This is a genomic window from Neorhizobium puerariae (assembly GCF_042429745.1).
Classification (GTDB): Bacteria; Pseudomonadota; Alphaproteobacteria; order Rhizobiales; family Rhizobiaceae; genus Neorhizobium; species Neorhizobium puerariae.
In genome coordinates this window covers 38,162-59,699 of sequence record NZ_JBHMAA010000050.1, presented here as the reverse complement: position 1 = coordinate 59,699, position 21,538 = coordinate 38,162, and the positions used below count along the sequence as shown (strand labels likewise).

At 65.1% G+C, this 21,538-nt stretch carries 22 protein-coding genes; 14 read left to right on the top strand and 8 right to left on the bottom strand.

Going from position 1 to position 21,538, the window contains the following annotated elements; genetic code table 11:
• Positions 1-45: 45 nt before the first annotated feature.
• The 7 genes from ACFFP0_RS30125 to ACFFP0_RS30095 are packed head-to-tail and all read left to right on the top strand — an operon-like array spanning position 46 to position 6,016.
• A complete protein-coding gene (locus ACFFP0_RS30125; protein ID WP_377265915.1) occupies positions 46-1,182 on the top strand; it encodes an ABC transporter substrate-binding protein in 1,137 nt (378 codons plus the stop codon).
• A gap of 9 nt (positions 1,183-1,191) precedes the next feature.
• Positions 1,192-2,115 (top strand): branched-chain amino acid ABC transporter permease, encoded by a 924-nt coding sequence (locus ACFFP0_RS30120; RefSeq protein WP_377265914.1) that lies wholly within the window; start codon positions 1,192-1,194, stop codon positions 2,113-2,115.
• Between the two features lie 16 nt (positions 2,116-2,131).
• A complete protein-coding gene (locus ACFFP0_RS30115) occupies positions 2,132-3,109 on the top strand; it encodes a branched-chain amino acid ABC transporter permease (protein WP_377265913.1) in 978 nt (325 codons plus the stop codon).
• Positions 3,102-3,851, top strand: coding sequence for an ABC transporter ATP-binding protein (locus tag ACFFP0_RS30110; RefSeq protein WP_377265912.1), 750 nt, complete (start codon positions 3,102-3,104; stop codon positions 3,849-3,851). The genes ACFFP0_RS30115 and ACFFP0_RS30110 overlap by 8 nt, the downstream gene beginning before the upstream one ends.
• Positions 3,851-4,534 carry an ABC transporter ATP-binding protein gene (locus tag ACFFP0_RS30105; protein WP_377265911.1) on the top strand — a complete coding sequence of 228 codons (684 nt, stop codon included), beginning with the start codon at positions 3,851-3,853 and terminating at the stop codon, positions 4,532-4,534. The genes ACFFP0_RS30110 and ACFFP0_RS30105 overlap by 1 nt, the downstream gene beginning before the upstream one ends.
• 3 nt (positions 4,535-4,537) lie before the next feature.
• On the top strand, positions 4,538-5,053 hold the full coding sequence (locus tag ACFFP0_RS30100; RefSeq protein ID WP_377265910.1) for a MarR family winged helix-turn-helix transcriptional regulator: 516 nt from the start codon (positions 4,538-4,540) through the stop codon (positions 5,051-5,053).
• Between the two features lie 33 nt (positions 5,054-5,086).
• On the top strand, positions 5,087-6,016 hold the full coding sequence (locus tag ACFFP0_RS30095) for a glutaminase (RefSeq protein WP_377265909.1): 930 nt from the start codon (positions 5,087-5,089) through the stop codon (positions 6,014-6,016).
• A 69-nt stretch (positions 6,017-6,085) separates the two neighbouring features.
• On the opposite strand, the gene ACFFP0_RS30090 is transcribed toward ACFFP0_RS30095, so the two are convergent.
• The 4 genes from ACFFP0_RS30090 to ACFFP0_RS30075 all read right to left on the bottom strand — a co-directional run bounded on the left by ACFFP0_RS30090 (position 6,086) and on the right by ACFFP0_RS30075 (position 10,361).
• Entirely contained in the window at positions 6,086-7,603 is a 1,518-nt protein-coding gene (locus ACFFP0_RS30090; RefSeq protein WP_377265908.1) for a tripartite tricarboxylate transporter permease, read from the bottom strand.
• Positions 7,604-7,624: 21 nt separating this feature from the next.
• Positions 7,625-8,113 (bottom strand): tripartite tricarboxylate transporter TctB family protein, encoded by a 489-nt coding sequence (locus ACFFP0_RS30085; protein WP_377265907.1) that lies wholly within the window; start codon positions 8,111-8,113, stop codon positions 7,625-7,627.
• Positions 8,110-9,054 (bottom strand): Bug family tripartite tricarboxylate transporter substrate binding protein, encoded by a 945-nt coding sequence (locus tag ACFFP0_RS30080; RefSeq protein ID WP_377265906.1) that lies wholly within the window; start codon positions 9,052-9,054, stop codon positions 8,110-8,112. The genes ACFFP0_RS30085 and ACFFP0_RS30080 overlap by 4 nt, the downstream gene beginning before the upstream one ends.
• 236 nt (positions 9,055-9,290) lie before the next feature.
• Complete coding sequence (locus ACFFP0_RS30075) at positions 9,291-10,361, bottom strand: ABC transporter substrate-binding protein (RefSeq protein WP_377265905.1); 1,071 nt, start codon at positions 10,359-10,361, stop codon at positions 9,291-9,293.
• Positions 10,362-10,542: 181 nt separating this feature from the next.
• Here ACFFP0_RS30075 and ACFFP0_RS30070 point away from each other — a divergent pair, with 181 nt between their 5' ends.
• The 3 genes from ACFFP0_RS30070 to ACFFP0_RS30060 all read left to right on the top strand — a co-directional run bounded on the left by ACFFP0_RS30070 (position 10,543) and on the right by ACFFP0_RS30060 (position 13,186).
• Positions 10,543-11,052: a DUF1993 domain-containing protein gene (locus ACFFP0_RS30070; RefSeq protein ID WP_377265904.1), complete on the top strand. Its 510-nt coding sequence runs from the start codon at positions 10,543-10,545 to the stop codon at positions 11,050-11,052.
• Between the two features lie 65 nt (positions 11,053-11,117).
• Positions 11,118-11,795 (top strand): response regulator, encoded by a 678-nt coding sequence (locus ACFFP0_RS30065; protein WP_377265903.1) that lies wholly within the window; start codon positions 11,118-11,120, stop codon positions 11,793-11,795.
• A complete protein-coding gene (locus ACFFP0_RS30060) occupies positions 11,792-13,186 on the top strand; it encodes a sensor histidine kinase (protein WP_377265902.1) in 1,395 nt (464 codons plus the stop codon). The genes ACFFP0_RS30065 and ACFFP0_RS30060 overlap by 4 nt, the downstream gene beginning before the upstream one ends.
• Positions 13,187-13,188: 2 nt before the next feature.
• On the opposite strand, the gene nagA is transcribed toward ACFFP0_RS30060, so the two are convergent.
• From nagA to ACFFP0_RS30040, 4 genes are read right to left on the bottom strand one after another with little or no spacing between them, the layout of a single operon-like run.
• Positions 13,189-14,349, bottom strand: coding sequence for an N-acetylglucosamine-6-phosphate deacetylase (gene nagA / locus ACFFP0_RS30055; RefSeq protein ID WP_377265901.1), 1,161 nt, complete (start codon positions 14,347-14,349; stop codon positions 13,189-13,191).
• Complete coding sequence (locus ACFFP0_RS30050; RefSeq protein WP_377265900.1) at positions 14,346-15,368, bottom strand: SIS domain-containing protein; 1,023 nt, start codon at positions 15,366-15,368, stop codon at positions 14,346-14,348. Before ACFFP0_RS30050 ends, nagA begins: the two co-directional genes overlap by 4 nt.
• A gap of 18 nt (positions 15,369-15,386) precedes the next feature.
• Entirely contained in the window at positions 15,387-16,151 is a 765-nt protein-coding gene (locus tag ACFFP0_RS30045) for a GntR family transcriptional regulator (RefSeq protein ID WP_377265899.1), read from the bottom strand.
• Positions 16,148-17,035, bottom strand: coding sequence for a glucosamine kinase nucleotide-binding domain-containing protein (locus tag ACFFP0_RS30040; RefSeq protein ID WP_377265898.1), 888 nt, complete (start codon positions 17,033-17,035; stop codon positions 16,148-16,150). The genes ACFFP0_RS30045 and ACFFP0_RS30040 overlap by 4 nt, the downstream gene beginning before the upstream one ends.
• Before the next feature lie 207 nt (positions 17,036-17,242).
• On the opposite strand from ACFFP0_RS30040, the gene ACFFP0_RS30035 reads away from it, so the two are divergent.
• The 4 genes from ACFFP0_RS30035 (at position 17,243) to ACFFP0_RS30020 (ending at position 21,469) form a co-directional block, all read left to right on the top strand.
• A complete protein-coding gene (locus tag ACFFP0_RS30035) occupies positions 17,243-18,157 on the top strand; it encodes an N-acetylmuramic acid 6-phosphate etherase (RefSeq protein WP_377265897.1) in 915 nt (304 codons plus the stop codon).
• Positions 18,158-18,182: 25 nt separating this feature from the next.
• Positions 18,183-19,439, top strand: coding sequence for an ABC transporter substrate-binding protein (locus ACFFP0_RS30030; RefSeq protein ID WP_377265896.1), 1,257 nt, complete (start codon positions 18,183-18,185; stop codon positions 19,437-19,439).
• Between the two features lie 229 nt (positions 19,440-19,668).
• Positions 19,669-20,619: a carbohydrate ABC transporter permease gene (locus tag ACFFP0_RS30025; RefSeq protein ID WP_377265895.1), complete on the top strand. Its 951-nt coding sequence runs from the start codon at positions 19,669-19,671 to the stop codon at positions 20,617-20,619.
• 10 nt (positions 20,620-20,629) lie between these two features.
• On the top strand, positions 20,630-21,469 hold the full coding sequence (locus ACFFP0_RS30020; RefSeq protein ID WP_377265894.1) for a carbohydrate ABC transporter permease: 840 nt from the start codon (positions 20,630-20,632) through the stop codon (positions 21,467-21,469).
• Positions 21,470-21,538: the final 69 nt, after the last annotated feature.

The following is a 21,538-nucleotide window of genomic DNA, read 5'->3' as shown; positions in this document are numbered from 1 at the left end:
CGAAGGCATCGGGAACGATTACAACAACAAACGGGAGTTCGTCACATGAAGAAACTGCTTGCTGCCGCGACGCTGGCATTGGGCGTCAGCGTCTCCGGCCTCGCTCTCGCCGAGCCGCTGAAGATCGGCATGATCACCACGCTTTCGGGCGGCGGCGCCGGTCTCGGCATCGATACGCGCGACGGTTTCATGCTGGCAATCAAGAATTCCGGCAACAAGGACATCACGGTCGTCACGGAAGACGATGCCCAGAAGCCGGAACTCGCCGTGCAGATCGCCGACAAGATGATCCAGAGCGATCAGGTGGACGTGCTGACCGGCATCGTCTGGTCGAACCTCCTGATGGCGGTCGCGCCGGGCGCCGTGGCGCAGGGCAAGTTCTACGTGTCGACCAATGCCGCCCCGGCCCAGCTTGCCGGCGTGAACTGCAACAGGCTCTATTTCAACGCCGCCTACCAGAACGACAACCTGCACGAGGCGATGGGCGAATATGCCAACAAGGGCTTCAAGAAGATGTTCATCCTCGCCCCGAACTATCCGGCGGGCAAGGATTCGCTGACGGGCTTCAAGCGCTACTACAAGGGCGAGCTCGTATCGGAAGTCTACACCCAGGTCGGCCAGACGGATTACGCCGCCGAAATCGCCCAGATGCGGGCATCCGGCGCAGACGGCATCTTCGTCTTCCTGCCGGGCGGCATGGGCATCGCCTTCATGAAGCAGTTCGCCCAGTCGGGCGTGAAGATCCCGGTCATGGGCCCCGGCTTTTCCTTCAGCCAGGACGTGCTGCCGGCGATCGGCGACGCGGCTCTCGGCGCCAAGGCCTCCGGCCAGTGGGCGCCGGATTTCGACAATCCGGCCAGCAAGAAATTCCTTGCCGACTTCAGGAAGGAATACAACCGCCTGCCGTCGATCTATGCCGTCCAGGCGTATGACGCCGCACAGCTCATCCTGTCGGCCGCCTCCAGGGCGAGCGTCAAGGATGCGGATGCTTTCCGCGCCGAACTCCTGAAGGCGGATATCCAGTCGCCGCGCGGCAAATTCAAGTTCAACACCAACCAGCATCCCATCCAGGATATCTACCTGACGGAAGTGGTGAAGCAGGATGGCGTCCTCACCAACAAGACGGTGGAGAAGATCTTCGCCGATCACGGCGACGCCTACGCCAAAGACTGCAAGATCTAAGGCTTCGTCGTGACTGTCGCACTTGCTTTCGAGCAGTTGCTGAACGGCCTGCAGCTCGGCGTCATGTTGTTCCTGATGGCTGCCGGGCTGACGCTGATCTTCGGCGTCATGGGCCTGATCAACCTCGCCCATGGCTCGCTCTACATGGTCGGCGCATTCGCTTGCGCCGCCGTGGCGGCCTGGACGGGCTCCTTCTGGATCGGGCTGGTCGCCAGCCTGGTCGCAGCGGCGGCGGCCGGCGCGATCGTTGAACTCGTCGTCATCCGCAGGCTTTACGACCGCAACCATCTCGACCAGGTCCTCGCCACCTTCGCGCTGATCCTGATCTTTTCCGAAGGCACGCGCTGGCTCTTCGGTTCGTTTCCGCTCTATCTCGACATTCCGCCGCTGCTGCAGGGCGCGTTGACACTGCCCGGCGGTACGGAATATCCGGTCTATCGTCTCGCCATCATTGCCGCCGGCGCGGTCGTCGCCTTCGGCCTCCACATGCTGATTTCGAGGACGCGGCTCGGCATGCGCATCCGCGCCGGCGAAAGCGACCGCGAGATGATCGGTGCGCTCGGCGTCGATATCCGCACGCTCTACACGGTCGTCTTCGCGCTCGGCGCGGCGCTTGCCGGTTTTGCCGGCGCCATGGTCGGCGCCATCCAGTCGGTGCAGGTCGGCATGGGCGAGCCGGTGCTCATCCTCGCCTTCGTGGTGATCGTCATCGGCGGCATCGGCTCGATCAAGGGAGCGCTGCTCGGCGCGCTGCTGGTCGGCGTAACGGATACGATGGGGCGCTTCCTGCTGCCGAAGCTGATGGTTCTGTTCGTACCGCCCGCCCAGGCCGGCATGATCGGCGCCGCCGCCGCCTCGATGCTGATCTATATCGTCATGGCGGTCATTCTTGCGGTCAAGCCGCGCGGCCTCTTCCCCGCGGCGCATGCGTGAGGCCCAAGGTTTGACGATGATCCTGAACCGCGAAACCCTCATCAACCTCGTTCTGGCGGCGCTGCTGCTCGCCGTGCCCCTCGCGGCGAATGCGCTCGGCCAGCCGTTCTACATCACGCTCGCAACCCGCATCGCCATCCTCGCGCTCGCCGCGACCGGCCTCAATCTGGCGCTCGGCCTCGGTGGCCTCGTCTCCTTCGGCCACGCCGCCTTTTTCGGCCTCGGCGGATACGTCGCCGGCATTCTCGCGGCCCATGCCTTTTCGGGCGATCCGCTGCTGTTCGGCCTGTCCGGAACGAAACAGATGTGGGTGATCTGGATCGTCGCGGTGGTCCTCTCGGCCCTCGTCGGCCTGGCGATCGGCGCGATCAGCCTCAGGACCTCGGGTGTCTATTTCATCATGATCACGCTCGCCTTTGCGCAGATGGTCTATTATTTCGCGATCTCCTGGCCCCCCTATGGCGGCGAGGATGGGCTTTCGATCCTCGTCCGCAACCAGTTCCCCGGCGTCAACACGATGCGGCCGCTGACCTTCTTCCTGATCTGCTACGTGATCCTGCTTTTGGGTGTCGGTCTTTTCGCGCTGATCCGCGCCTCGCGTTTCGGCTCGGCCCTGCAGGCGGCGCGGCAGAACGAGGTGCGTGTCGCGACCGTCGGCATCGAGCCCTACCGCATCCGGCTCACCGGTTTCGTCATCTCCGCGATGATCACCGGGCTGGCCGGCGCGTTGTTTGCCGATCTCAACCGCTTCGTCAGCCCCTCCATGCTCTCCTGGCACATGTCCGGCGAGTTGATCGTGCTGATCATCCTCGGCGGCACCGGCCGGCTGTTCGGGCCGCTGGCGGGCGCGGCGCTCTACGTCGCCTTCGAATATGCGCTCGGCGGCCTCACCGAGCGCTGGCAGTTCTTCCTCGGCCTCATCCTGCTTGCCGTCGTGCTGTTCGCCCGCGGCGGGCTTCTGGGCCTGCTTGCCGGAAAGGCCAGACATGGTTGAACCCGTCCTTGAGATTTCCAACCTCGTGAAGAATTTCGGTGCGCTCCGGGCAACCGACGGCGTGACGCTCGATCTTCGCCCGGGCGAAATCCATGCCCTGATCGGCCCGAACGGGGCGGGCAAATCGACGCTGATCCACCAGATCTGCGGCACGCTGAGGCAGGATTCCGGTACGATCCGCTTTGCCGGGCGGGATATCGGCGCGCAGACGGGGGCCGAACGCGCAAGGCTCGGCCTCGGCCGCACCTTTCAGGTCTCATCGATCGCGCCGGAGTTTTCGGCGCTTCGCAACGTCATGCTGGCGGTGCAGGCGAAACAGGGCTCCAGCTTCCGGTTCTTCAAGCCGGTGATGCGCGACAGGGGCCTGGTCGATACCGCCATGACCATGCTGGAGCGCGTCGGCCTGACGGCGCGTGCCCGCATCCCCGCCGCCGAGCTTTCCCACGGCGAACGCCGCCAGCTCGAAATCGCCATGGCGCTGGCGCTCCGTTCCCAAGCCTTCCTGCTCGACGAGCCGATGGCGGGCATGGGACCGGAAGGCTCGAAATCGCTGACCCGTTTCCTCGATACCCTGCGAAGGGAAGCGCCGATCCTGCTCGTCGAGCACGACATGGACGCGGTCTTCGCGCTGGCCGACCGCATTTCGGTTCTCGTCTACGGCCGGATCATCGCAACCGGCACCGTGGAGGAAATCCGCCGCGATCCCGCCGTGCGCGCCGCCTATCTCGGAGACCACGCCTGATGCTGCTCGACGTTTCGAAAATCGAGGCATTCTACGGCGCGAGCCAGGCGCTGTTCGGCGTCGACCTGTCCGTCGCCGAAGGCGAGGCCGTGGCGCTGATGGGCCGCAACGGCATGGGCAAGACCACCACCATCCGCGCCATCTGCAACATGAACCCGCCGCGCATCGGCACGGTCCGGCTCGGTGGCATGGATCTCCGGGGAAAGCGGCCGCATCATGTGGCAAGGCTCGGCATCGGCCTCGTGCCGGAAGGCCGCCGCTGCTTTCCGAACCTGACGGTGCATGAGAATCTCGTGGCCGCCGCCCGCCCGGGCAAGTGGACGCTGGAGCGGGTCAACGGGCTTTTCCCGCGGCTTCAGGAGCGCCATGCGCAGATGGCCCGGTCCTTGTCGGGCGGCGAGCAACAGATGCTGGCGATCGGCCGCGCGCTGATGACCAACCCGCGCCTGCTCATCCTCGATGAAGCGACCGAAGGCCTTGCGCCGGTCGTCCGCCAGGATATCTGGAAGGCGATCCGGCGCCTGAAAGCGGACGGCCTTTCGATTCTTGTGGTGGACAAGACGCTTTCCGAGCTTTTGCCCGTTGCGGATCGCTGCGTCATCCTTGAAAACGGCAGAAGCGCCTGGAGCGGCAAGGCAGCGGAACTGACGACGGAACTGCAGGATCGATATCTCGGGGTGTAAGTCATGGAAGGTGAAGCGGCAAGTGCCGATCTGGAATTGATCGCCCATGGCCCGCATGGGCGCAACAAGCCGGAGACGCGTCTCTGGCTGCGGATGCTGTCCACCACCAAGCTGATCACCAATGAGATTCGCCGTCGGCTGAGGGCCGAATTCGGTGCCACGCTTCCGCAGTTCGACCTGATGGCGCAGCTCTACCGGGAAAAGGACGGCCTGCGCCTGGGCGAGCTTTCGAAGCGGACCATGGTGACGAACGGCAATGTCACCGGCCTCGTCGAACGCCTGGAGGCCGATGGCTTCGTGCAGCGCGTGACGCCGGACGGAGACCGGCGCGTCACTGTCGCCAAGCTGACGCCGGAAGGAACCCGGCTGTTCGAGGCCATGGCGGCGGCCCACGAAGGCTGGCTGCGCGACATCATGGCGGATGTCGATCCGGCCAGGATCGCTTCCCTGTGGTCGGAGATCGGGGCGGTGAAGGCTTCCGCCAGCAACCATCTTTCCGGCAGCGCCTTCGATCAGTAGAACCCGACCGGGAACAGAATTCGGGGTGATGGAATGGCAGATCTGCAGGCGATCGTCGACGAGATCCATGAGAAGCTGACGCCACGGCTGGGCGAAGGCAAGGTGGCCGACTACATCCCGCAGCTTGCCCATGTCGACCCGAAGCGGTTCGGCATGGCGATCATCGATGTCGAGGGCCGGGTCTTCAAGGCTGGCGATGCCGACGTGCCCTTCTCGATCCAGAGCATTTCCAAGGTCTTCACGCTGACGCTGGCGCTCGGCAAACACGGCGAGACCACTTGGAATCGCGTCGGCCGCGAGCCCTCCGGCTCCGCCTTCAATTCGATTGTCCAGCTCGAGCACGAGGAAGGCAAGCCGCGCAATCCGTTCATCAATGCGGGCGCGATCGCGGTGAGCGATCTCGTGCTTGCCGGGCACACGCCGCGCGAGGCGATCGGCGAGATCGTCCGTTTCGTGCGTTATCTGGCCGACGACGAGACCATCGCCATCGATCCGGACGTGGCGAAATCGGAGCAGGCGACCGGCTACCGCAACTTCGCGCTTGCCAATTTCATGCGGTCCTTCAACAAGCTCACCCATCCGGTCGAGCATGTGCTGGGCGTCTATTTCCATCACTGCGCGCTGGCCATGACTTGCACGCAGCTTGCGAAGTCGGGCCTCTTCCTGGCCGCTTCGGGCCGCAATCCGCTGACGGGCCACACCGTGGTTTCCAAACAGCGGGCGCGGCGCATCAATGCGCTGATGCTGACCTGCGGCCACTACGATGGATCGGGGGATTTCGCCTATCGCGTCGGCCTGCCGGGGAAAAGCGGCGTCGGCGGCGGCATCCTGGCCGTGGCGCCGGGGCGGGCGTCGGTGGCCGTGTGGTCTCCCGGCCTCAATCACAACGGCAATTCGCTCATCGGCTCGCTGGCGCTGGAAATGCTGGCGACCAGGACCGGCTGGTCGGTCTTCGGCCATTGAGGCGTTCCATGCAACAAGAAAGCCCGGGCCAGGGCCCGGGCTTTTGAGTTTGAAGGCAGCGTTATGTGATCAGTCCTCGCTTGCTGCCATCTGCGAGAGCACTTCGCCGCGTCCGCGCGCACGCAGGATCAGCGGGATGATGAAGGCGAGCGCCGCCAGGATGAGCAGCGCGGCTGCAATCGGCGACTGGACCAGGGTCGTGACGTCGCCCTGGCTGATCGCCAGCGCGCGGCGGAGCTGCTGTTCGGCAAGCGGCCCGAGGATGAGGCCGACGACGACCGGTGCGATCGGATAGCCGAACACGCGCATGATGTAGCCGAGGAAGCCGAAGGTCAGCAGCATGCCGAGTTCGAAGACCGAGGGGTTGGCGCCGATCGTGCCGAGCGTCGCAAACAGCAGGATGCCCGCATAGAGCCACGGCTTCGGAATGGTCAGCAGCTTCACCCACAGGCCGACGAGCGGCAGGTTGAGCACGAGCAGCATGAGGTTCGCGATCAGAAGCGAGGCGATGAGGCCCCAGACGAGCTGCGGGTTGGTCACGAAGAGCAGCGGGCCGGGCTGCAGGCCGTATTGCTGGAAGCCCGCGAGCATGATCGCCGCCGTGGCGGAGGTGGGCAGGCCGAGCGTCAGCAGCGGCACCAGCGTGCCGGCGGCGGACGCATTGTTGGCCGCTTCCGGACCCGCGACGCCTTCGATCGCGCCGTTGCCGAATTCCTCCGGATGCTTGCTGAGCCGCTTTTCGGTCGCATAGGAGAGGAAGGTGCCGATTTCGGCGCCGCCCGCCGGCATGGCGCCGATCGGGAAACCGATGACGGTGCCGCGCAGCCAGGCTTTCCAGGACCGCGCCCAGTCCTGCGCGCTCATCCAGACGGAGCCTTTGACGGCTTCCACCGTTTCGGGTCCCCTGTTGCCCTGGGCCGCGATGAACAGGGTTTCGCCGATGGCGAACATGGCGACCGCCATGGTCGTGACCTCGATGCCGTCGAGGAGATCGGGTATGCCGAAGGACAGCCGGTTCTGGCCGGTGAGCTGGTCGATGCCGACCACGGAGAAGGCCAGCCCGACGAACAGCGAGGTCAGGCCGCGCAGGGCGGAATCGCCGAAGGCCGAGGAGACCGTCACGAAGGCGAGCACCATCAGCGCGAAATATTCGCGGGGGCCGAAGACCAGCGCGAGCTTGACGATGTAGGGGGCGATGAAGGCGAGCGCCAGCGTCGCGATCAGGCCCGCGACGAAGGAGCCGATCGCCGCGGTGGCCAGCGCCGGCCCGCCGCGCCCGGCCCGGGCCATCTTGTTGCCCTCCAGCGCCGTGACGATCGAGGAACTCTCGCCCGGCGTGTTGAGCAGGATCGACGTGGTCGAGCCGCCGTACATGCCGCCGTAATAGATGCCCGCGAACATGATCAGCGAACCGGTCGGGTCCAGCCTGTAGGTGACGGGCAGAAGCAGCGCGACGGTGAGCGCCGGGCCGATGCCGGGCAGCACGCCGACGGCGGTGCCGAGCGTCACGCCGATAAGGGCGTAGAGCAGGTTGATCGGCTGCGCCGCGGAGGCAAGCCCCTGCAGAAGGAATTCGAATGTGCTCATGGTCCTACTTTCCGGGCCCGATCACAGGAAAAGCCGTTCCAGCGGCCCGGCAGGCAGCGCAAGCTGCAGCAGTCCGGCGAAGATCAGCCAGATGAAAAGACAGATGACGATGCCGACGGGGATCGTGACCCACAGCTTGCGCTTGCCGAAGCCCGCGGCCGTCAGGCCGAACAGGACGCCGGTGGCGATCGAGAAGCCGGCGAAGCGCAGAAGCAGCATCTGCGCGGCAAGTCCGGCGACGATCCAGATCACGGGGCCGGTTTCCTGTTTCTCGCGCGTCGGAAAATCGCCGCGGAAAGCCTCGACCACGGTCCAGATCGCAAGTCCGATCAGCGCGAAGGCGATCCAGTCGGGCACGGTGGCCGGGCCTACCTGCGAATAGCCGCTGGCGCCTTTCAGCCGGGATACGTCGATGAGGATCACGGCCGCGATGGCAGCCAGGACCGCGGCAATGGCAAGCGCCGCCCAGTCTGGGCGGCGCTGCTCGGTCTTGTTGCTGTCGAGGCTCATTTGACCAGTCCGATGTCCTTGAGGATGGCTTCCGTGGCGGAAACGTCCTTGGCGAGCTGTTCCTCGAAGGCCGGGCCGGCGAGATAGGTGTCGGTCCAGCCCTTGGTCTTCAGGTTGTCCTGCCAGGTCTTGGACTTGGCGAGCTTCTCGATGTCGGCGGTCACGGCCTTCTTCTGCTCTTCGGAAAGGCCCGGAGCGGCGGCGACCATGCGCCAGTTCTGGACGACCACGTCGAAGCCGGATTCCTTCAGGGTCGGGGCGTCGGCGCCTTCGATCTTCTTGTCGGAGGAGACGGCGAGGAGGCGCAGCGTGCCCGCCTTGATCTGCGATTCGAATTCGCCATAGGACGAGACGCCGGCGGTCACCTGGCTGCCGAGGATCGCCGCGAGCGCTTCACCGCCGCCCGAAAACGCGATGTAGTTGATCTTGGTCGGGTCGACGCCGGCCGCCTTGGCAAGCAGGCCGACGAGGATGTGGTCCGTGCCGCCCGCCGAACCGCCGCCCCAGGAAACGGCGCCCGGGTTCGCCTTCAGCTTGGCGACGAGGTCGCCGATCGTCCTGATGTCGGACGAGGCCGGAACGACGATCGCTTCGTATTCGCCGGTCAGGCGGGCGATCGGCGTGACGTCCTTCAGCGTCACCGGCGACTTGTTGGTCAGGATCGCGCCGACCATGACGTAGCCGCCGACCAGCAGGGCGCCCGGATTGCCCTTCTGCTGGCTTGCGAACTGGGCGATGCCGATCGTGCCGCCGGCGCCCGGCACGTTCATGACCTGGACGTTGCCGGCGATCTTTTCCTGCTGGAACGCCGTCTGCATCGTGCGGGCCGTCTGGTCCCATCCGCCCCCAGGTGCTGCCGGAGCCATGATCGCATAGTCGGCCGCGGTGGCCGGCAGTGCGAGCGCGCCCGCGAGAATGGAAGCGAGGAAGAAATGTTTCAAGGGTCGATCCTCCGTTGGCGCCTCGGCGAGGCGCGCATGTTTTCCTGTCAAAACGATAGATGGAACGGACAGCGAGAACCGCCTGCCCGAAATCCTCCCGTCGTTGATCGGGTCCCCGCCTCCAAACGGGGGCCGATTAGACCTAAGCCAGCATATGAAGCTGACATCTACCTGACATTTTTCGCGGGCTTCGAGTTTGACAAGGGGTGGATGCCACGAAATCGCCGAAATTCGGTCTACTGCAGCCGCAGCACTTCGTTCCAGCGCGAGATCAGCCGCGCCCGCTTCACCTGATCGAGATAGACCATCAGCCCGAGGCTGACGGGAACGGGCTTCAACTGGCCGCCCAGCATCTCCCGCAGCGTCGTGGCGGTGTTGTTTCCCGCGACCTCCGGGCTGACCGCCGGTATCTGCAGCTCGCGCGCCATGATCGTCTGGCCTTCCTTCGACATGAAGAACTGCAGGTAGCGCTTGCCGAGGTCCGGCGCGGCTGCGGCCTGCGGGACGAGGCCGATGCGCGACATCACGACCGTGTAGTCCTTCGGCAGCACGATGCCGACATCGGGATGACGCGAGGCCCAGTCGGCGGCATAGGAACCGAGGATGTTGTAGCCAAGCAGGAAACGCCCGTCGGCGACGCGTTCCAGGATGGCCTGGCTGGTCGAATAGAGCTTGACGCCCGCCGCTCCCATGGCCCGGATCACCGACCAGATGTCGCTGAACTGCTCCTGGTCGCGCGCCATGAACAGGAAGCCCACGCCGGAACGCTCGATGTCATAGGTGCCGATCCGCCCGTAGATTGCATCTCCCTGCTTCTGCAGGAAGTCGACGAACTCCGCCCGCGTGGAGGGTGGCGGAAAATCCCTGAAGCTCGGTTTGTGATAGACGAAGACCGCGGGCTCGAAGGTGAGGGCATAGGCGGTATTGCGCCAGTTCGCCCAGGTCGGCCACTGGCCGCTCATCGGCAGGTCGCTGCGCTGCGCGTAACCGTCGTTGGCAAGCTTCACCTGCAGGTCCATGGCGGAGGAGAAGGCGAAATCGGCGGTCTTCTCGCCCATGTCGGTCTCCCGCACGATCCGGTCGTAGATCTCACCGGTCAGCATGTCCTCGTAACGCACGGCGACATCCGGATTGGCCTGCTGGAAGCCGGTGATCATCGGCTTGGCGAGCGGCTCGTCGAGCGAGGAATAGACGGTCAGGACGGGCGCGTCGCTCCGGCCGGAAGGCGCCGGAAACAGCGCCGTTTCCGCCGCCGCGGGGGCGGGCGAAAGGGCAAGGCAGAGGAGAGGGAAAAGCAGCCTTTTCATGCCTCCACAATGCCCCACCCGGGCCGCCCGGACAAGCCGGCCGGCCGGCGCGTGGCATTCGTGCCACGGTCTTGCGGATGCAGCTTCGGCCGGCTTGCTTTCCGGCCGGGCGCCATTACCTGTTGGCGGTCTTTCTCAGGCGCCGGAGGGCTGGCGCCCGCTGCGAACAAAGGTCAGAACCATGTCGCTTTCGCTCTACGATATCAGCGTGCCGGTCTTCATCAATGCCTTCGGCAACCTTGCGGAGATCCTGAAGAAAGGCGAGGCCTATGCCGACGAAAAAGGCCTGTCCCACAAGGACCTGCTGCAGGCCCGCCTGATCGACGACATGTATCCGCTGATCGCGCAGGTCCAGCGCGCCAGCGATACGGCCAGGTTCGCGGCGGTGCGCGTGGCGGGAATCGAGAACCTCCCCATGGCCGACGGCGAGGCGACCTTCGCGGAACTGCAGGACCGCATCGAAAGGACCGTGGCTTTCCTCAAGGGTATCGATCCGTCCGCCATGGCAGGCCGCGAGGAGGCCGAGGTGGTGCTCACCACCCGCAGCGGCTCCACGACCTTCACGGGCAAGAGCTACATTCTGGGTTTTGCCGTCCCGAACTTCTATTTCCATGTGACGACGGCCTATGCGATCCTGCGCCACAAGGGCGTTCCGGTCGGCAAGATGGACTATATCGGCCGTTCGAAATAACCCTTCGGCCCCCTTCGTGACTTCCCCGTCCAGCGCCTGTAGACTGGCCGGAAGGGAGGCATCGGGTGCGTATTCTTCTGGTCGAGGACAATCGGGCGCTGGCCGAGGGGCTGACGGCAATCCTGCGCGGCAGCGGCTATGCGGTCGACGCGGTTTCGGACGGGGCTTCCGCCGAAGCTGTTGCCGCGGCCGAGACCTATGACCTCGTCATCCTCGATCTGAACCTGCCGGAAATGGACGGGCTGGACGTGCTGCGCGCCATGCGCGCCCGCCAGAACAAGGCTGCGGTGATGATCCTGACCGCCCGCGGCACGCCGGAGGAGCGGGTGAAGGGGCTCGACCTCGGTGCCGACGACTACATGATAAAACCCTTCGACATATCGGAATTCGAGGCGCGCATCCGCGTGCTCCTGCGCCGCCAGGCGGGCCTGAGAAGCTCGATCGTGAACTATGGCGGGGTCACTTTCGACCTGAATTCGCGGACCTTCTCCATCCGCGGCATCCCGCTCGACATTCCCGCCCGCGAGATCGCGCTTCTGGAGCTTCTGTTCCTGAGGGCCGGAAAGGTCGTGTCGAAGGACGCCATCATCGGCTCGCTTACCGGTTTCGACGACGATCTTTCCGCCAACGCCATCGAGCAATATGTAAGCCGCCTGCGCCGCCGCCTCGCGCCGCACGGGCTGACGGTGAAGACCGCCCGCGGCATCGGGTATTATCTCGATGCGGCGGCGCCTGCCCCATGACGTCGCCGATGACGCAAACGGCCGCCTATTCGCTGCGGCGCCGGCTGCTCGCCTGGCTTCTGGCCTCCACCGCGGTGATCGGCACGGTCGCCATGATCGACACCTGGGACGAGGCGGTCGATACGGCGAACGAGGTTTCCGACCGCGTGCTCGCCGGCTCGGCCCTGGCGATCGCCGAGCGCGTGATCGTCGCCGAGGACGGATCGCTGGAAGTCGACATTCCCTATGTGGCGCTGGAAATGCTGACGTCGGCGGCGCAGGACCGGGTGTTCTACCGGGTCGACGGCCCGCCCGGAAAATTCATCACCGGCTATCAGAACCTTCCGTCCATCCCACGCCGGGAAGGACAGGCCGCCGCCTTCGAGAATTCCACCTTCCGCGGGGAGCCGATCCGCGTTGCGGCACTGGCGCGGTCCGCCTCGACCGGCATCAACTCGGTGCCTTTCATCGTCACCGTCGCCGAAACCACCATCGCCCGCCAGCAGCTGACGCGCACCATCCTGATCCGTTCGGCGCTGCGCCTTCTCTTCATGATCGCGGGAGCCGCCGTCATCGTCTGGGTGGCGGTGACGCTGTCGCTGCGCCCGCTCTACCGCTTCAGCGAGGCGATTGCGGAACGCAGCCCGGACGATCTTCACCCCATCCGCGAGCATGTGCCGAACGAGGTGCAGGGCCTTGTCGATACGGTCAATTCCTTCATGGTGCGCCTGGAAAGCGCCCTGGAGGCGCTCCGGCATTTCACCGGCAATGCCAGCCACCAGCTCCGCACGCCGCTTGCCATCATCCGCACCCAGCTTGCGCTGGCCCTGCGCGCCGCCTCGCTCGACGAGGCGAAGGAAGCAGCCCGCAAGGCGGACGAGGCGGTCGCCGATGCCGAGCGCATCCTTGCCCAGCTCCTGCTGATGGCCAAGATCGATGCGGCCACGCGCTCGGCCTCCCTGCAGAAGGTCAGCCTGACGGCGCTGGCGCAGGGCGCGACGGCCGAACATGTGCCGCTCGCCGCGGAAGCGGGCATCGATCTCGGTTTCGAAGGCGATGGCGAGGTCGCGATCACCGGCGAACCGCTCCTGCTCGGCGAGCTTCTGAAGAATCTGATCGGCAACGCCCTGCTCTATGCCGGCGCCGGCGCCGAGGTGACGGTCCGCGTCGGGCAGCAGGGCGGGGCCGCCGTGCTGGAAGTCGAGGACGACGGACCCGGCATCCCGCCGGAAAAGCGGGCCGCCGTATTGAAGCGTTTCGAAAGGGGAGACCGCACCGACAAGAGCGGAACCGGCCTCGGCCTGCCGATCGTGGAAGAGATCGCCCGCCTGCATGGCGCGGCGATGACCCTCGCAGATGGCCGGGAGGGCAGGGGGCTCAGGGTCGGGATACGCTTTCCCGTCGCCGGCTGATCCTATTCCTGATGCACCTTCGTGCCGCCGATCCAGGTGCTTTTCATGCCGAGGCCATCGGTGAGCAACACGAAATCGGCGTCATGGCCCGGTTTCAAGGCGCCCTTGCGGCCGGAAAGCCGGGCCGCTTCCGCAGGATAGGCCGACGCCATCCGCAGCGCTTCCTCGAGCGGCAGACCGAGCGTTTCGTGGACGAAGCGGACCGAGGAGATCATGTCGATGTCGGCGCCCGCGAGTGTCCCGTCGGCAAGCGTCAGGCGTCCGTCCCGGCGCAGGATCTCGCGGCCGTTCAGCGTGAAGCTCGTCATGTCCGTGCCGATCGGCGACATCGCGTCGGTGACGATGAAGATCCTGCCCGGCCCGGTCTTGGAGCGAAGCGCGACGCCCATCGCGACGGGGTGAACATGCACGCCGTCGGCGATCAGGCCGGCATGGAGCGAACCGATGTCGAGCGCCGCGCCCACCACGCCCGGCTGGCGGTGGCCAAGCGGGCTCATGGCGTTGAAGAGATGCGTCACGGTGCGGACGCCCGCGGCGGCATAATCCCGGGCGGCCTCGTAGGTCGTGTCGGTGTGGCCGAGGCTCACCACGAATCCGGCTTCCGCAAGCCGCGCTGCCTGCGCCGTGGTGACGTTTTCCGGCGCGATGGTGATCATCATGGCGTCGAACCTGCCCTTGCAGGACAGCATCAGCTCGACATCCTTCTCTTCCATCGGGCGGATCAGCTTCGGGTCATGGGCGCCCTTGCGCGCGACCGAAAGGTGCGGCCCCTCGAGATGCAGGCCGAGGAAGCCCGGAACGTCCTGCGCCTTGGCCTGCCTGCCGGCCTCGACGGTCCTGGCGGTGATCTCGAACGTGTCGGTGATCAGGGTCGGCAAGAGGCCGGTCGTGCCGAACTTGGCATGTGCCGCGCAGATCCGGACAAGCCCCGCGACGGTCGGTTCCTCGTTCAGCAGCACGCCGCCGCCGCCGTTCACCTGCAGGTCGATGAAGCCCGGGGCGACGAACCCGCCGCCGGCATCGACGGTCTCGACGCCTGCGGAAAGCTCCGTTCGGGGCCGGATCGCCTCGATCTTGCCGCCGGCGAAAACGAGTGCGGCATCTTCGTGCCAGGAAGCGCCGTCGAAGATGCGGGCTCCGGTGATGGCCTTGGCGGTGCTCATAATGTCTCGGTCACTTTCTTGAGTGCTAGGGGCGCATCCGGGTTGAAGCCCTTGGCGCGCGACCAGGCTTCCACGAAGCCGTAGAAAGGCAGGATCAGCGCCAGCGCATCGGTCAGCGGATGGCCGGTCGCCACGAAGGGCAGCCTGCGGGCCGCCTTCACCTTGTCGGAAGTCGCGAAAGCGAGCGCACCCTTGGCCGCGAGGGCCTCGGCGATCTCGACGGCGGAAGCCTCGGCGGCATCGCGCGCCGCGAAGGTCACGACGGGGAAGCGCTTTTCCACCAGGGCGACGGGGCCGTGCAGCACTTCCGCCGCGGAATAGGCCTCCGCATGCATGTTGGAGGTTTCCTTGAACTTCAGCGCGGCCTCGCTGGCGATCGACAGCGCCGGTCCGCGGCCGAGCATGTAGAGGGATTCCGCGTCCCCGAGTTCGCCGGCAAGCTCGCTCCAGTCGAGCTTCACCGCCTTCTCGAAATGCGAGGGCAGGTTTCGGATGGCGGTCTTCAGTCCCTCGTCGCCCACCCATTCGGAAAGCAGCGCAAGGCCCGCGACGATCGAGTTGACGAAGGATTTCGTTGCCGCGACGGCCAGTTCCGGCCCAGCATTGATATCGACCGCATGCGCCGAGGCGCTGGCGATCGGCGAGGGCAGCGTGTTGGTGAGTGCGACGGTCACCGCCCCGGCTGCGGTCGCGGCTTCCGCCATCGCGACGATGTCAGGGCTTTTGCCGGATTGGGAAATGGCGATCGCCGCACCGCCGCCGAGCCTGAGTTTCGCGCCGTAGATCGAGGCGAGCGAAGGGCCGAGCGACGCGACCGGCCGGCCGGCCGTAAGCTCGACCGCGTACTTGATGAAGGTCGCGGCGTGGTCGGAGGAGCCGCGGGCGATGGTGATCAGGAAGGCGGGGTCCTTGTCGCGGAGCGCCCGGCCGGCCGCCGCGAGATCCGCGGCCGACCGCTCCAGCAGGCGGGCGGTCGCCTCGGGTATCTCGTTGATCTCTTGCCGCATATGGGTCTGCATGGTTGTTTCCTCGAATTATCAGCTTTCGCCGAGCGACAGCTCGGCCACGAAATCATAGGCATCGCCGCGGTAGAGCGAGCGGGTCAGCTCCACCACGCGGCCGGACGCGAGATAGGACACGCGCTCGATCGACAGCCCGGCGGCACCGATCGGCACGGCCAGCAGTCCGGCATCCGGATTGTTCATATTGCAGGCGGATATCCGTTGTATGGCGCGCACGGGCCGGGCGTTCTTCTTTTCCAGCACCGCGTAGAGCGAGTTGGCGACCGCGGAGGGATCGGGCAGGAATTCCGCCGAGATGCTGGCGCGCTCGATGGCGAGCGGCATGTCGTTGGCGATGCGCAGGCGCCCGAGGCGGGCCACTTTTGTCCCCGGGGCGAGGCCCAGCATCATCATTTCCTCCGGGGAAGGGTGGAACAGGCCCCGTTCAAGCCATTCCGATTTCGTCACGAGGCCGCGCCGGGCCATGTCTTCCGTGAAGGAGGTGAGGCGGGTCAGCGGTTGCTGCACGCGCGACATGGGCTTGACGACGAAGGTGCCGGAACCGTGCCTGCGGGTGAGCAGCCCGTCCTTGACGAGGTCGTCCACCGCCTTGCGGACGGTCACGCGGCTGACATTGGCATAGTCCGCGAGGTCCCGCTCGGCGGGAAGCGCGTCGCCATGGCCGAGCTTGCCCGAGCGGATCGCATCCTCCAGGCTCTGGCGCAGCTTCCTGTAGAGCGGGCCGGTGCCGGCGGATTGCAGGCCTTCGAGCGGCAGGATTGCGGCAAGCGTCTCGTTCATGCCCGCACCTCCAGCCGGGCGCCGTAAGCCTTGACGGCAAGCGCCACGGCGCCGGTCAGCGCATCGGCAAGCGGTTCGGAAAGCCGTTTGCGGTGCCGTTCGGCGATATATTCGGGATAAAGCGCGGCAAGCCCGCCAAGCAGGCAGAGGCGGCCCTTGCCGCCGGTGATGCCGTTCACGGCGTCGAGCGCCTCATCGATGCCGGCGGCCCCGGTTTTCAGGATGCGGATCGCAGCCGCGTCTCCCTGCCGTGCGAAGTCGAACACTTTCGGCGTATGCCGGCCGAAATCGCCGGGCTTGGCGAGCCGCGCGAAATCGACGACGGCCTCCGGATCGTTGCCGAACCCGGCGAGGATCGCCTCGGAAAGCCCCGTCATCGGATGGATGCCGTCGTAGGCGAGCAGGCTCTCCTGCAGCGCAAGCTGGCCGATCCGCGCGCCGCTGCCGAGATCGCTGACCTGGAATCCCCAGCCGGCTATCGAACGCAGCTTTCCGTTATGCCGGATGATATAGATGGTGCCGGTGCCGACGATGCCGATCGCGCCGTCCTGGTCGCCGATCGCCCCCTGAAGCGCGATCACGCCGTCCGAGACGATGTCGGCCTGACGGAAAGGCAGCCGCGCCGTCACATAGCTCACCGCATCGCCGACATTGTTGCCGGCAAGGCCGAGAGTGGCGGAGGCGGACGAAAGACGAGGCCGCAGCCCGGCCGCCTCGAACGCCAGGCTTGCCGCTTCGGCAATATGCTTCAGGGCATTGTCGGGATCGGTCAGAATATTGGAGGCCCCGCTCTTGCCGCGGCCGAGAACGGTGCCATTTCCGTCAGCCAGCGCCGCGCGGCAGCTCGTTCCTCCGCCGTCTATTCCGATGAAATATTCCGTCATGGGCACCTCCATGGTTTATGATACCAAAAAAATACCATTAACCAAGAGCGATCTGCAGTATTTAAAATTTCCTTTCACAAGCCTCTGAAAGGAATAAATTATTTCATAAAATACTTCAATGACTTACTTCCACATTTACGAAAGTTAATCCTTGCTTCTGGACAATTGGTATTTTTTTGGCATCATTTTGGTTAGAGGGAGAAACGGATGCGCGAAAATGCCACCGAAAAAAGACACCGGGAAGCGAAAGGGCTCGATGCGCTTGCGCCCGTGAAAATCCTTGAGCTTCTGGCGGACGGCCAGCAGGAGGCGGCGAGAGCCGTCGACCGCGCTGTTCAGGCGATCGCCCAAGCGGCCGATCTGGTAACTGCAACGTTGAAGTCGGGCGGCAGGCTTGTTTATGCGGGCGCCGGCAGCGCCGGCCTTGTCGCGATGGCCGATGCGCTCGAACTGCCCGGCACCTATGGAATTGCGCCTGAACGGATCGCCGTCCTGTTCGCCGGCGGATTGTCCGCGGTCGCGGACCTGCCCGGCGGGCCGGAGGACGATCCGGCGCTCGGCCACCGCGATGCGGACATCATCGGGGCGTCCGACTGCGTGATCTGCGTGTCGGCGAGCGGTTCGACACCCTATACGGTCGCGGTCGCCGAGACCGCCAGGGCGCGGGGCGCCAGGCTGGTGGCGATCGCCAACAATGCCGGGGCCAGGCTGTTTAACGGGGCCGATGTCTCCATCCTGCTGGAAACGCCGCCGGAAGTGGTCGCCGGCTCGACCCGGATGGGCGCGGCGACGGCCCAGAAGATCGCCTTCAACATGCTGTCGACGCTTGCCGCGGTGAAGCTCGGCCATGTGCATGACGGCCATATGGTCAATCTGCGCGCCGACAACGACAAGCTGCGCGCCCGCGCAGCCGGCATGGTCGCCGAGATCGCCGAGATCGGCTTCGAGGAGGCGCGTGCCTGGTTCGAAGCGGCCGATGGCTCGGTGAAGGTCGCCGTTCTGCTCGCCGTCGGCGTGCGGAATGTCGAGGAGGCGCAGGAATTGCTGGCCCGGTCCGGCCAGGTGTTGCGTGCTGCGCTCGATGAGCTGCAGGCGGCCAAGAGTTCCGTGAAACGCGCCTGAAGGCGCAGGAAAGAGGGAGAACGTCATGACCCGCATATTGAAAGGCATGCTTTTCGCAACGACCGTGCTCGCGCCCGCGGGCATGGCATCGGCCCAGACCGCGCAGCTCACCATCGAGAGCTGGCGCAACGACGACCTGTCGATCTGGCAGGAAAAGATCATCCCGGCCTTCCAGGCCAAGAATCCGGGCATCAAGGTGACCTTCGCGCCGATGGCGCCCACGGAATACAATTCCGCCGTCAACGCCAAGCTCGAGGCCGGCACCGCCGGCGACCTCATCACCTGCCGCCCGTTCGACCTGTCGCTCGCCATGTTCCAGAAGGGCCAGCTCGCCTCGCTGAACGATCTGCCCGGCATTTCGAACTTCTCCGACGTCGCCAAGTCCGCCTGGACCACCGATGACGGCAAGACCACTTTCTGTGTGCCGATGGCATCGGTCATCCACGGCTTCATCTACAACAAGAAGGCTTTCGAGGAAGCCGGCGTGAAGGTGCCGAAGACCGAGGACGAGTTCTTCGCCGTACTCGAAAAGTTCAAGAAGGACGGCAACTACATCCCGCTCGCCATGGGCACCAAGGACCAGTGGGAAGCGGCCACGATGGGCTACTACAACATCGGCCCGAACGACTGGAAGGGCGAGGAAGGCCGCAAGGCGCTGATCGCGGGCAAGGAAAAGCTCACCGATCCGCAATGGGTCGAGCCCTACAAGACGCTTGCCAGGTGGAAGCCCTATCTCGGCGACGGTTTCGAGGCCCAGACCTATCCGGACAGCCAGAACCTCTTCACGCTCGGCCGCGCCGCGATCTATCCAGCCGGTTCGTGGGAAATCGCCCCGTTCAAGGCTCAGGCCGATTTCGAGATGGGCGCCTTCCCCCCGCCGGTGAGGAAGGCGGGCGACACCTGCTACATCTCCGACCATAACGACATCGGTCTTGGCCTCAACGCCAAGGGCAAGAACCCGGAGGCCGCGAAGAAATTCCTCGCCTGGGTCGCTTCGCCGGAATTCGCCGAGCTTTACGCCAACGCGCTGCCGGGCTTCTTCAGCCTGAACTCCACGGCCGTGAAGATGAATGACGCGCTTGCCCAGGAATTCGTTTCCTGGCGCCAGGACTGCAAGACGACGATCCGTCCAAGCGCGGCGATCGTCGGCCGCGGCCAGCCGAATCTCGATCTCGAAATGTGGCGTGTTTCCGCCAACGTCATCAACGGCACGGAAACGCCGGACCAGGCCGCAGCCGAAACCCAGAAGGGCCTCGACAGCTGGTACAAGCCGGCGAAGTAAGCGAATATCCCCTCACCCGGCCTCCGCTTCGCTCGGCCCCCCGACCGGGGTCGAGCCACGGGTCTCGCCCCGTCCTTCGGACCCCCAAGGGGAGAGGAGGAGCGGAGGCGTTACGGCAATGTCGCTTCTCCCCGCCGGGGAGAAGGTGCCGGCAGGCGGATGAGGGGGCTTCCCTTCCCACACGGAAATTGCTGTGGTGAGAGACGCCACCAATGAAATGGATTGCGCCATGAGCGATACCGACATGACCGATACCGCGATCGCTCCGGTGAAACGTCCGGCCCGGTGGCATATCCTCATTTTCCTGGCGCCGGCTTTCCTCGTCTATACGGCGGTGATGATCCTGCCGCTGATCGAGACGCTGAGGCTTTCGCTCTTCAACATGGTCGAGGGGCAATTCGCCTTCGTCGGCTTCGACAATTTCCGCACCCTGTTCACCGATCCGCGGCTTTCCGCCGATTTCTGGAACGCGCTCGGCAACAACGTCATCTTCTTCATCATCCACATGGTGGTGCAGAACCCGGTCGGGATCGCGATCGCCGCCATGCTGTCGGCGCCGAACCTCAGGTTTGCCGCCTTCTACCGGTCGGCGATCTTCGTTCCGACGCTTCTTTCCTTCGTCATCGTCGGCTTCATCTGGAAGCTCATCCTGTCGCCCATCTGGGGCATCGCGCCGGGCATGATGGATTGGGTGGGCCTGAAATGGGCTTTCGCCCCGTGGCTCGGCAAGCCGGAAACGGCGCTCGTCACCGTCTCGCTGATCTCGGTCTGGCAATATGTCGGCATCCCGATGATGTTGATCTACGCCGCTCTCCTGAACATCCCCGACGAGGTGCTGGAAGCCGCCGAATGCGACGGCATCACCGGCTGGAGCCAGTTCCGGAAGATCAAGCTGCCGCTCATCCTGCCCTCGATCGGCATCGTCTCGGTGCTCACCTTCGTCGGCAATTTCAACGCTTTCGACCTGATCTACACGGTGCAGAGCGCGCTTGCCGGCCCGAACGGCGCGACGGACATCCTGGGCACGCTGCTCTACCGCACCTTCTTCGGTTTCCAGAACCAGATGGGCGACCGCTCCATGGGCGCCACCATCGCCGCGGTGATGTTCCTCATCATCCTCGCCGGCGTCTCGCTTTATCTCTTCGTCATCCAGCGGCGCATGCGCCGCTACCAGTTCTAAAGGTACGGACATGTCGAAAGCCCGTTCCGCTCCGCTGCGCACCGCGCTCATCCATGTGGCGCTGATCGCCTATACGCTGGTGGCGCTTTTCCCGGTCTTCCTGACGCTGGTGAATTCGTTCAAGAACCGCAACGCGATCTTCCGCGAGCCCATGGCCTTTCCGACGCCGTCGAGCTTCAGCCTGATCGGTTACCAGACGGTGCTGAGCCAGGGCGATTTCATCGGCTATTTCCAGAACAGCCTGATCGTCACGGTGGTCTCGATCGCGCTCGTGCTGCTTTTCGGGGCCATGGCCGCCTTTGCGCTGTCCGAATACCGCTTCCGCGGCAACACGCTGATGGGGCTCTACCTGGCGCTCGGCATCATGATCCCGATCCGCCTCGGCACGGTGGCGATCCTGCAGGGCATGGTGGCGGCGGGGCTCGTCAACACGCTGACCGCGCTCATCCTCGTCTATACGGCGCAGGGCCTGCCGCTGGCGATCTTCATTCTGTCGGAATTCATGCGGACGGTCTCCGACGACCTGAAGAATGCCGGCCGCATCGACGGGCTTTCGGAATACGCGATCTTCTTCCGCCTCGTCCTGCCGCTGGTGCGCCCCGCGATGGCCACGGTCGCGGTCTTCACCATGATCCCGATCTGGAACGACCTCTGGTTCCCGCTGATCCTCGCGCCCGGCGAAAGCACGAAGACAGTGACATTGGGCGCCCAGATGTTCATCGGCCAGTTCGTGACCAACTGGAATGCCGTGCTGTCCGCCCTGTCGCTCGCCATCCTGCCGGTCATGGTGCTTTACGTCATCTTCTCGCGGCAGCTGATCCGGGGGATTACGTCGGGGGCGGTGAAGTGATGGGTTTGAGATTTGCGGAGTCGTTGCTCCCCCTCATCCGCCTGCCGGCACCTTCTCCCCGCCGGGTAG